This is a genomic window from Amycolatopsis benzoatilytica AK 16/65 (genome assembly GCF_000383915.1).
Classification (GTDB): domain Bacteria; phylum Actinomycetota; class Actinomycetes; order Mycobacteriales; family Pseudonocardiaceae; genus Amycolatopsis; species Amycolatopsis benzoatilytica.
The window spans coordinates 1,432,534-1,443,198 of the sequence record NZ_KB912942.1; the positions used below are offsets into that span (position 1 = coordinate 1,432,534).

Below are 10,665 nucleotides of genomic sequence, written 5' to 3' on the forward strand. Positions count from 1 at the left end.
TCCCTTTCGTTTCCCAGTGGAAGATGCGGTCACTTCACGGCTCCGGCCATGAACCCGCGGACGAGCCAGCGCTGCCCGAAGATCACCAGCAGCAGGGTGGGCAGCAGGGTGATGGTCACGCCGGCCAGCACCAGCGCCTGCTGCGTGCCGTTCCCGTTGGCCTTCAACGCGAACACCGCCGTCTGCAGCGTGTTCATCGAGTTGTTCGAGGACGAGATGATCAGCGGCCAGAAGTACATGTTCCAGCCCTGCAGGAACGACCAGACCGCGAGCGCGGTCAGCGACGGCCGGACCGAGGGCAGCACGATGGTGAACAGGAACCGCAGGTGGCCGCAGCCGTCGATGCGGGCGGCATCGGACAGTTCGGTGGGGAACTGCCGGAATGCCTGGCGCATCAGGAAGACGCCGAACCCGTTGGCCAGGAACGGCAGCACCAGGCTCCACTGGCTGTTCTCGATGCCGAGGCTGCGCACGAACAGCGCGTTCGGGACCACGATGGCCTCGTAAGGCACCATGATCGTGACCATGAACAGCCAGAACAGCGGGCGGCGCAACGGCATCTTGACGAAGACCAGCCCGTAGGCGGCCAGGCACGAGGTCACCAGGTGCGCGATCATGATGACCAGGCCGACGAAGAGAGAGTTCGCGAACGCGGGCAGCAAGGGCACCACGGTCTGCTGCCAGGCCGCGATGTAGTTGTCGAAGCTGTAGCTGCCGTCGAACAGTCCCGGCGGCTGCCGGACGAGGCGCCCTTCGGGCAGGAATCCGCCGACGACGGTCAGCAGCACCGGAAACAGCAGTACCACCATGGCGAGGGCGAGCCACACGTAGGTGAGCGCACTGGTTTTCTTGCCCGGGGCGGCCAGAGAGCTGCGCTTGCGGGCCGGACGTTCGAGTGCCTGGGTCACCGGTAGTGCACCCGCCTTTCCACGACGCCGAACTGGATCGCGGCGAGCAGGATGCCGATCACCAGCAGCACGAGGCCCTGCGCGCTGGCGAGGCCGTAGTTGTTGTTCCCGTTTTCGAACGCGTTGTGGTAGATCGAGAACACCAGCGTGGTGGTGCTCCCGTTCGGCCCGCCGTCGGTCATCACCTGGACCTGGCCGAGCGCCTGCAACGCGGTGAGCGTGGTCGTGACGATGACGAAGAACACGCTGGGCGAGATCATCGGCAGCACGACGCTGAAGAAGTTCCGGAACCCGGTCGCCCCGTCGAGCCGGGCGGCCTCCAGCACCGACTCGTCGACGCCGGCCAGCCCGGACCCGATCACCAGCAGGTTGAACCCGCTGGCCACCCACACCGTCGCCCACGCCACGGTCAGCAGCGCCCACGGCGATTCGGTGGTCCATCCCGGAGAGTCCACTCCGAACAGTCCGAGCAGCCAGTTCACCGGCGACATGGACGGGTCGAGCATCAGCAGCCACACCACGCTCGCCGCCGACGCGGAGTAGGCGAACGGCAGCGTGAACAGCGTCCGGAACACCCGCATCCCGGGCAGCTTCTGCGCGATCGGCACCGCCAGCGCCATCGGCAGCAGGACGCCGACGACCACTACGAACAGCGTGAACAGCAGCGTGCGCAGCAACGTCGCGCCGAACTCCGGGGTGAACAGCTCGGCGAAGTTCGCGATGCCGACCGACCGCGACGGGTTGCCGTTGATGTCGGTGCCCCGAGTCGACAGGAAAACCGCCTGGAACAGGGGAAAGAACACGAACGTGCCGAGACCGGCGAGAGCGGGGACGCAGAACAGGACGCCCAGCAGGACCTCGCGCGGGCGGTATCGGCGGCGAGGGGGACGGCGGGGCGGTGCGGGCGCGGCGGATTCCGCCGGCCGTGCGGCAACAGTCGACACGGCCGTGGATCCTGGTTCGCCAGCACGAACATCATCGGTCTCCGGCATGGCGGAGATCTTGCCATCGAATAACGGATGAAATACACCATTGTCATCAGATGGCGACCATGTGTCGGAGCGTACGGGTGGTTTCCAGCGTTTTCCAGACCTCCCGCGGTCGGGCCGCGCGGTCTGGAATGGACGGACCGGCTGGTCTCGGTGCACCCCCACGAGGCACCGAGACCAGCAGGTCTGCTGGAGGAGCGTCAGCCGCCGGCCATCGCGCCGATGATCAGGAACGGTTCGGCGCCGGAGACCACCGGCGCGGGCAGCCCGGCATCCGGTTCAGTGTTCGACAGGTCCTCTTCACAGGCGAAAAATCGGACAAAAGCCCGGCGCTTGCCCGTGGTCGTGTCGCGGACGGTGCCGCGCAGCTGGGGATACGCGCGTTCGAGCGCGTCCAGCAGGGCGCGTTGCGTCGGCGGATCCTCGACCGGCAACCGCACCTCGCCGTCCACTTTGGCGAGCCGGCGCAGGTGCGTGGGCAGCTTGACGCGGACCACGGTCGTCATCGCAGGGTCTGCACCTCGACCGAGCACACCGCGGGCAGGTCGCGCACGATCGGCGCCCAGCTGTCGCCGCCGTCCGGGGACGCGTAAACCTGGCCGCCGGTGGTGCCGAAGTAGATCCCGGCCTCGTCGAGCGAGTCGACCGCCATCGCGTCGCGCAGGATGTTGACGTAGCAGTCCTGCTGCGGCAGGCCGTTGGTGAGCGGCTCCCATTCGTCGCCGCCGACGCGGCTGCGGTACACACGCAGCTTGCCTTCCGGCGGGTAGTGCTCGGAATCGCTGTGGATCGGGACGACATAGACGGTTTCCGGTTCGTGCGGGTGCACCGCGATCGGGAAGCCGAAGTCGCTGGGCAGGTTGCCGCTGATTTCCCGCCATGAGTCGCCCGCGTTGTCCGAGCGCATCACGTCCCAATGCTTTTGCATGAACAGGACGTCGGGTCGCGACGGGTGCAGCGCGAGCCGGTGCACACAGTGCCCGACCTCGGCGTCCGGGTCCGGAATGCCATCCGAGTGCAGGCCGCGGTTGATCGGCTGCCAGCTCTCGCCGCGGTCGTCGCTGCGGAACGCGCCGGCGGCGGAGATCGCGGTGTAGATCCGGTCGGAGTCACGCGGGTCGAGGATGATCGTGTGCAGGCACAACCCGCCCGCGCCCGGCTGCCAGCCCGGACCGGACGTGTGCTTGCGCAGCCCGGTGAGCTCGTGCCAGCTCTTGCCGCCGTCGGCGCTGCGGTAAAGCGCCGCGTCCTGCGCGCCCGCGTACACCGTGTCCGGGTCGTGCAGCGACGGTTCGAGATGCCAGATCCGGGTGAACTCCCACGGTTTCGGGGTGCCGTCGTACCAGAGGTGCTCGCCGGCCCCGCCTTCGTAGGCGAAGTCGTGGTCGACCTGGTTCCAGGTCTTGCCGCCGTCGTCGGAGCGCTGGATCAGCTGGCCGAACCAGGACGTGGACTGCGAGGCGTAGAGCCGGTCGGGGTCGGCGGGCGAGCCGTTGACGTGGTAGACCTCCCAGCCGCCGAAGTGCGGCCCGTCCACCTGCCAGTCGGTGCGGCCTTCGTCGGAAGTGAGGATGAACGCGCCTTTGCGCGTACCGACCAATACTCGAACTCCGGACATGCCCGCTCCCTGCCTCCGGCCGCTGACCGAGTTCAACCTATCCCCGCCGGACGGGCATCGCTTCTCCATTCTTGCGCTCCCGCCGAGGCCAGCGGGGGCAGCGCGACCAGCACCGGAGGCGTCCAGTCGCGCGCGAGGTCCAGCCGGACGTCCTGGCGCAGCGGCGGCGCGCCTGGCCGGATCCGGACCGGGCGGGGCGCTCCGCCGACCGCCCGGACCGGAGGGAGGAGCTGGCTGCGCGGATCGCCGGACGGGAGGGCACAGGCCAGCAGCCGATAGGTGCCGGGCGGGACGTCGAGCAGGGTGAAGCGGTGCTCGTCGTCTAGCAGCGCGCCGCTGACCGGGATGCCCCGGGCGTGCGAAGCCGCGAAGAGGCCGACGTAGATCGCGGGACGGCGGAGCGCGGACTGGGCGGCCAGGGACAGCTCGGCGCGGCCGGTCAGCACGCCGCCGTGGCGGTCCGCGCCGGGTACCTGGACCGGGGCCGGCGGACAGTCGGCGAGCAGGTCGGGAAGCCGGCGGAACCGGTGCGGGGTGACCCCGACCGCGGCGGTGAACCGGGTGGTGAAGGTGCCCGGGGCGGAGAAGCCGACCTCGTGGCAGATGTCGATGACCTTTTCCCCGGTGTCCAGCAGGAGTTCCTTGGCCAGGTGGAACCGCTGGGCGGCGAGGAACTTCCCCGGCGGCAGGCCGACTTGCCGTTCGAACGCCCGGGCCAGGTGGAACGGGCTGTACGCGACGTGGTCGGCCACGTCCTCCAGGGTGATCGGCCGGGAGCGCTCGGCGGTGAGGAACCGCACCGCTTCCAGCACCGAGTCCCGCATGTCCGCACCTCCCTCCGGATGTGCCGACCATGGTAGGCGGGGGCACCGACAATTCCGGGCGGCTCAGCGGTCCGCCCGGAAGATCGGCGCGAAGAACGCGGCCAGTTCGGCGGTCGCGCTGAGCGGCAGGACGTCGGCGACGTACTGGTCCGGCCGGACCACCACGACGGCACCGTCTTCGGAAATGCCACGGGCGGCGAAGATGTCGGTGCCCGCGTATACCTTTTCGTAGTCGATCAGCCCGAACGGCCCGGTGCGCGGGAGAAACACGGCGGGCACCTCGGCCAGGTCGATTTCCTCGTACGGCTGCGGGTAGATCACCTTGACGTCGAACCAGGCGTCGAGGTCGAGGTCCGGCGGCGTGTGCGCGACGACCGGCGAATCCGGCGCCTGGCCGAGCCAGTCCGCGAACGCGGCGGTCACCGCGTGGTCCGCCGGGGCGAAGACATAGATGCGCCAGCGCCCGTCGGCCTGCGCGTGGTGTCCCAGGTGGACCGGGTTCGCGTCGCACACCCGGACTACCGGGGCCGAGGCGAAGCGTTTGCCGATCGGAAAACCGGTCGCCAGATGCTGGTGATCCGGCGCGGCGATCAGCGGCGACTGCTGGTACCGCGTCAGGAAACCGGCCGGGAACTCGAAGGTCTTGACGTAGAACTCCTCCAGCTCCGCGGGGTCGGCCCGCTCGTCCGGCCGGGCCGCCATGAGCGCCGACCATTCCTTGTCGAACTCGATCAGGTTCTTCGCGATCAGCTGGCGTTCCGCGGAGTACGTGGCGAGCAGCGAAGCCGGGCCGCGGCCGTCCAGGACGTGCCCCAGTTTCCAGCCGAGGTTGAAGCCGTCCTGCATCGAGACGTTCATGCCCTGACCGGCTTTCGCGCTGTGCGTGTGGCAGGCGTCGCCGGTGATGAAGACGCGGGGTACCCGGTCTTCGCCGGCGGGCACGTCGTCGAACTTGTCGGTGAGCCGATGGCCCACCTCGTACACGCTGTGCCACGCCACTTCCTTCACATCCAGCGAGTAGGGCCGCATGATCGCGTTGGCGCGCGCGATGATCTGCTCGATCGTGGTCTTGCGGACCGCACCGTGGTCGTCTGGCGAGACTTCGCCCAGGTCCACGTACATCCGGAACAGGGAGCCGCCCTCGCGGGGGATCAGCAGGATGTTGCCGCCGTCGTGCGACTGGATCGCGCATTTCGTGCGGATGTCCGGGAAATCGGTCACGGCGAGGACGTCCATCACGCCCCAGGCGTGCAATGCCTGGTCGCCGACCAGTTCCCGGCCGATCGCCTCGCGCACCGCACTGCGGGCCCCGTCGCAGCCGACGACGTACTTGGCGTGGACGATCCGTTCTTCGCCGGTGCGCGGGCCGGCGGTGTGCCGCAGCGTGACGGCGACCGGGTGCTCGTCGCCTTCGGCGACGGACAGGGAGACGAACTCCAGCCCGAAATCGGGCTTCATCCGGCTGGGCGAATTCGCCATGTACTCGGCGAAGTAGTCCTGCACGCGGGCCTGGTTCACGATCAGGTGCGGGAACTCGCTGATCCCGGTCGGGTCGTCCGGCACCCGCGAGGAGCGCGCGATGCGCTCCGGGTCGGCTGGATCCGGCTTCCAGAACGACATCGTGGTGATCCGGTACGCCTCTTCGACAATCCGGCCGGCGAACCCGAACGCTTGAAAGGTTTCGACGCTGCGCGCCTGGATCCCGTCGGCCTGCCCGACCTCGAGCCGTCCGCCGCGGCGTTCCACGATCCGCGTCGTGACGTCCGGGAACCGCGACAGCTGCGCGGCGGTGATCATGCCCGCCGGGCCGGTTCCCACGATCAGCACGTCGACCTCGTCCGGCAGGTCCGCCGGCCGGGCGAGGCCGGTTCCGGCGGCGGGCAGAACGCGCGGTTCGCCAGAAACGTAGCCGTGATGGTGGAACTGCATCGGTCTCCTCACCTCGCTGTGAACAGCCACTCGTTCGATAATTGAACGAGCTATTCAATTATCGAGTGAGCTGATGCTAGAGTGGGCTGCTTCACCGCACAAGACCCCGCACGGGAAGGACCAGGCGTGACGGAAGCCAAGCAAGCGGCCGGGTCGCAGACGTTGTCGCGCGGCCTCACCGCGCTGGAAATCCTCGCCGAGGCGGAACAGCCGTTGTCGATCGGTGAGCTGGCGACGCGGCTCGGCCTGCACCGGTCTGTCGCGTACCGGATCGTGCGCACGCTGGAGGACCACGGGCTGGTGGTGCGGAACGGAAGCGGCGAGCTGGAGCTCGGCGCTCGGCTGGCGGCGTTGGCGCGCAACGTATCCCGCGATTTGCAGTCGACTGCGCTGCCGGAGCTGACGGTGCTGGCGAACGAGCTCGGCATGACCGCGTTCCTCGCGACGCTCGACGGCGAGGATTCGGTGGTCACGCTTGCCAGCGTCGAACCGCGGCACGCGACCGCCGCGGTGGCGCGGCGGCCGGGCAGCCGGCATCCGATCACCGACGGCGCGCCCGGGCGGGCGATCAGGCAGCAGCTGCGCGGCGGGAACGCGCCGTACGAAACGAGTCACGACGAGGTGATTCCTGGCTTGTCGTCGATCGCCGTTCCGCTGTCGGTGCCTGGGCAGCATCCGGCGGCGCTGGCGGTGGTGTACCTGACCGGTCCGGCGGACGTCGCGGCGATCGGGGAGCGGCTGGCGGAAGCGGCGCGGGTGATCCTGGCCGAGTTGAGTCCGGTGTAGACAGTCCCGGGGCCGGGAAAATCGTTCGACGTGCCCGCGGCCGGCTGCGATCGTGGGCGACTATGACCAACGACGATCTGCTGACCGCCGCGGACGTGCAGCTCATGCAAGTCTTGGCGCAGCGGGTGACAGCGGAGCGGCCGGAGCTGATCAACAGCGACGCGTCGTACGGGGAACTGGCCTGGAACTGGGGTCGCGCGCACGCCGGGCAAGGGGCCAGCTGGCGACGGCGGCTGTGGTTCGCCGGCCCCGATCTGGTGGCATGGGGCTGGGCGCAGCTGCCGCGGAGCGTGCGGCGCAGCGACGGGTCGGTCAAAGACATCACTGGGGCCTATCTGGCGCTGCAGGTTCACCACGACCACGCCGCGTTGGTGGACGAGGTGATCGAGTGGTTCGACGGCGTCGCGGACGGGCTCGAGCGCACCGTCCTGCCCGGCGCGGCGGACGAGTTCGGGTTGCGGCGGTGGACCGCGCACGGCTATTCGCCGGACCCGGAAGGTCTGGGCGACAACGGGTTCTGGACGATGCTGAACGAGCGCGACCTGGTGTCGGTGGAAACGCCGGCGTTGCCGGACGGCTATCGTTTCCGCACCGCGGACGAGGCCGGCCCGGACGCGGCGGTGCAGGCGCACCTGGCCGCCTGGGGCGTGGTCGCGTACTCGCGCGAAAGCTACGAGGGGCTCCGCGCGACGCCTCCGTACCGCGGCGACCTGCACATCCTGGTCGAGGCACCGGACGGGACGATGGCCGCGTCCACGATCATGTGGCTGGACGAAGTGAACAAGACGGTCGAATTCGAGCCGGTCGGCACCCATCCGGACCATCGGCGCCTCGGCCTGGGGCGGGCAATGCTGCTGCACGGCATGGGCCGGGCGCGGGCCGCGGGCGCGACCCACGCGACGGTCGCTTGCCTTGGCGCGCCCGGAGATCCGCGAGCGAAGGGGCTGTACCACGGCCTCGGGTTCCGGGAGATCTGCCGGGACCTGCCGATGATCAAGCACGCCTGAGGCACCGACCGCCGGGACGGAATTCGCGTTCCGGCGGCCGTGGGCAGCGGGCAGCGGGGTCAGCCGTTCCCGCGACGAGCTCTGGTCATGTCTTGGCCGCCCTCTGCCGAACTCCTCAAGGCGGATTTTCGCTTACGCTGGGAGGGACGACGGGAGGACCGCTGTGTGCGCACCTGGGCCGGAGATCCGCGGCATCCGGATCGAACTGCTGACCGCGCCGGGCTGCCCGAACGCCGCGGCAGCACGCGCCCTCGTGGTGGACTGCCTGGCGGAGAGCGGGGTCGACAGGGCGCTGGTGGAACGGATCGGCAGATATCGCTCGCCGACCGTCCTGGTCGACGGCGTCGACGTGATGGGCGCGGCGGACCCGGCGGCCGGTGACGCGTGCCGACTGGACGTGCCGACCCGCAGCCGGATACTGGCCGCGCTCGCTGCTCCGCGGGGGTAACCGCAGGGGCCCGCATTCCTGCTTAGAGAAGTAGCCCTGCGCGCAGCCCCACTCGTGCTGGAGCTCGCCGGACGTCTTGCCGCGGCCGCGACCGCCGGGATCGCGGTACCCCTGGTACTCCTTGCGGCGCGGGTGGAACCTCCCCGTGGCCAGCGCGTGTCTGTCCGTGAAGGGCCCCTTGAGGGAATCCAAGTCCCTGAAGGGGCCCCTCACGGACAAGACCAGCGGACTGTCCGGCGCACATCACCTGAGACCAGCTTTTGGGCGCTCCGCACTTTGTGTCCGTTACCGCGTCGGGTTCCCGTACCCTCGGTCCCGACCGCGCCGAACTGGAGGTTTCCGTGCCCGCCCCGCTCGCCTCGCCGGACGTCGCCGCTGTCCTCGCCCAGCTCAGCGAGCTGGCGGACCCCCGGATCCGCGCCGTCAACGAGAACCATGGCGACGACCACAGCGTCCACCTCGGCAAGCTTCGCGAGCTCGCCAAGGAGCTCAAAGCGCAGCCGGAGCTCGCCCGCGAACTTTGGCGCACCGGCGGTTCCGACGCCCGCCTGCTCGCGCTGCTCGTCGGCCGGCCGAAGCAGTACGACCGAGACGAGCTCGACGCGATGCTGCGCGACGCCGGCCGGCCGAAGGTCCAGGACTGGCTGGTCAACTACCTCGTCAAGAAGACCCGCTACGCCGAGGAGCTGCGCACAGCCTGGCTGGCCGACCCGGACCCGGTGGTGGCCAGTGCCGGATGGGCGCTGACCGTCGAGCGCGTCGCCAAGAACCCGGACGGGCTTGACCTTCCCGGGCTGCTCGACGTGATCGAGGCCGACCTGAAGGGCGCTCCGGAGCGGCTGCAGTGGGCGATGAACCACTGCCTCGCCCAGATCGGCATCGAGCACCCCGGCCTGCGCGACCGCGCGATCGCGATCGGGGAGCGGCTCGAAGTCCTCAAGGACTACCCGACGCCGCCGAACTGCACGTCGCCGTACGCGCCGGTCTGGATCACCGAGGTCGTGCGCCGCCGGCAGGTTTGACGAACACGCCGACGAACACCATGCTCGCGGCGAGGAACGGTCCGGCGGACAAGTCGGCCAGCCATTGTTCCCCTTCGGCGGGGTCCAGCTGACCGGCCCGGATCCCGCGTTCGGTGTTGCGGCTCAGGCCCAGAATCTTGTCCGCCGACGCGAAATCCCGGAAAACCGGCGCGGCGACCGTAACATCGCGCACCTCGAAACCGGCGGAGAGCGCCAGCCGCGGCAATTCCCGGCCGACCGTCGGGTTCCGCACCATGGTCGAGCAGACGAACCGGTTGAAGGCGCGGTTGGCCGAACGCGAGCCGGGATCCACCACCAGACTGTCCCAGTCCGGTTCGGCGGCGCAGATCAGCCCGCCCGGGCGCAACACGCGGTACAGCTCCGCGAAGACCGCGGACGGATCGGCGACATGCTGCACCATCCGGTCCGCCCGAGCGCGGTCCACGCTGGAACCAGCCAACGGCACCGCGTGGGCATCGCCCCGCCGAACCTCGGTCCGCGGCAGGTCCGCGACCCGCCGCCCCGCCTCGGCGACCATGGCAGGCTCGACGTCGATGCCGAGGACCGAACCGGTCGGGGCCACCGCGTCCGCCATGGCAGGCAGGTCGGTGCCGGGACCGCAGCCCAGGTCGAGCACCGTCAAGCCGGGCCGCAACTCCAGCGCGGCCAGTACCTGCCGCTTGTAATCGCGGCCGGCCTCCGCCACCCGGGCGTAGTAGTCGATTTTGCCCGGTCCGGGCACCCCGAAAGTCTCGGCCATGGCATCGAGTGAAGCACAGCTCCGGGTGTGCGGCGGGCTAGTTCCGCGCGGCCGCCTTGGACGGCGAGTCCGCTGAGGAAGGTCGGGCCAACGGGAGCGCGCGTTTCGCCGGTTGGCCTGGCGTGCGCCCTCGCCTCGGCTCGCGGTGGCGAGGATCCGACGCCGCGGCCAGGCTCCCACCGGAACGGCAGGGCCTCGCGGCCACGCTGCTGCCAGGCACGGTTCGGGCGGGGCACGGCTGGGCAGGGCCACGCGCATCGTCCGGCGGTGGTTCCACAGCGGACCTGGGCGAAGGACGCGACGCATTTTCATCTTGCCGTTCCGCCGAAACTATTTCCTCGCCGGAGACCGGTTATTTACGCACGCCCTCGGGT

At 69.7% G+C, this 10,665-nt stretch carries 11 protein-coding genes; 4 read left to right on the forward strand and 7 right to left on the reverse strand.

The features are described 5' to 3' along the window. Positions 1–29: 29 nt before the first annotated feature. From AMYBE_RS0106880 to AMYBE_RS0106905, 6 genes are all read right to left on the reverse strand, one after another. Positions 30–908, reverse strand: coding sequence for a carbohydrate ABC transporter permease (locus AMYBE_RS0106880; protein WP_020658618.1), 879 nt, complete (start codon positions 906–908; stop codon positions 30–32). Then, positions 905–1,852 (reverse strand): carbohydrate ABC transporter permease, encoded by a 948-nt coding sequence (locus AMYBE_RS0106885; protein WP_020658619.1) that lies wholly within the window; start codon positions 1,850–1,852, stop codon positions 905–907. Before AMYBE_RS0106885 ends, AMYBE_RS0106880 begins: the two co-directional genes overlap by 4 nt. Before the next feature lie 245 nt (positions 1,853–2,097). Then, complete coding sequence (locus tag AMYBE_RS0106890) at positions 2,098–2,394, reverse strand: MoaD/ThiS family protein (protein WP_027927436.1); 297 nt, start codon at positions 2,392–2,394, stop codon at positions 2,098–2,100. Positions 2,395–2,399: 5 nt separating this feature from the next. Next, entirely contained in the window at positions 2,400–3,515 is a 1,116-nt protein-coding gene (locus AMYBE_RS0106895; RefSeq protein ID WP_027927437.1) for a WD40/YVTN/BNR-like repeat-containing protein, read from the reverse strand. A 32-nt stretch (positions 3,516–3,547) separates the two neighbouring features. Further along, positions 3,548–4,339: a helix-turn-helix transcriptional regulator gene (locus AMYBE_RS0106900; protein WP_020658622.1), complete on the reverse strand. Its 792-nt coding sequence runs from the start codon at positions 4,337–4,339 to the stop codon at positions 3,548–3,550. A 63-nt stretch (positions 4,340–4,402) separates the two neighbouring features. Then, positions 4,403–6,268 (reverse strand): FAD-binding monooxygenase, encoded by a 1,866-nt coding sequence (locus tag AMYBE_RS0106905; RefSeq protein WP_020658623.1) that lies wholly within the window; start codon positions 6,266–6,268, stop codon positions 4,403–4,405. Positions 6,269–6,394: 126 nt separating this feature from the next. On the opposite strand from AMYBE_RS0106905, the gene AMYBE_RS0106910 reads away from it, so the two are divergent. The 4 genes from AMYBE_RS0106910 (at position 6,395) to AMYBE_RS0106925 (ending at position 9,531) form a co-directional block, all read left to right on the forward strand. Further along, a complete protein-coding gene (locus AMYBE_RS0106910) occupies positions 6,395–7,054 on the forward strand; it encodes an IclR family transcriptional regulator (RefSeq protein ID WP_020658624.1) in 660 nt (219 codons plus the stop codon). A 62-nt stretch (positions 7,055–7,116) separates the two neighbouring features. Then, positions 7,117–8,061 (forward strand): GNAT family N-acetyltransferase, encoded by a 945-nt coding sequence (locus tag AMYBE_RS0106915; RefSeq protein ID WP_020658625.1) that lies wholly within the window; start codon positions 7,117–7,119, stop codon positions 8,059–8,061. A 163-nt stretch (positions 8,062–8,224) separates the two neighbouring features. Continuing rightward, a complete protein-coding gene (locus AMYBE_RS0106920; RefSeq protein WP_020658626.1) occupies positions 8,225–8,509 on the forward strand; it encodes a hypothetical protein in 285 nt (94 codons plus the stop codon). A gap of 341 nt (positions 8,510–8,850) precedes the next feature. Further along, positions 8,851–9,531 carry a DNA alkylation repair protein gene (locus AMYBE_RS0106925; protein ID WP_027927439.1) on the forward strand — a complete coding sequence of 227 codons (681 nt, stop codon included), beginning with the start codon at positions 8,851–8,853 and terminating at the stop codon, positions 9,529–9,531. On the opposite strand, the gene AMYBE_RS0106930 is transcribed toward AMYBE_RS0106925, so the two are convergent. Then, complete coding sequence (locus AMYBE_RS0106930; RefSeq protein WP_020658628.1) at positions 9,500–10,291, reverse strand: methyltransferase domain-containing protein; 792 nt, start codon at positions 10,289–10,291, stop codon at positions 9,500–9,502. The genes AMYBE_RS0106925 and AMYBE_RS0106930 overlap by 32 nt on opposite strands. Between the last annotated feature and the right edge of the window lie 374 nt (positions 10,292–10,665).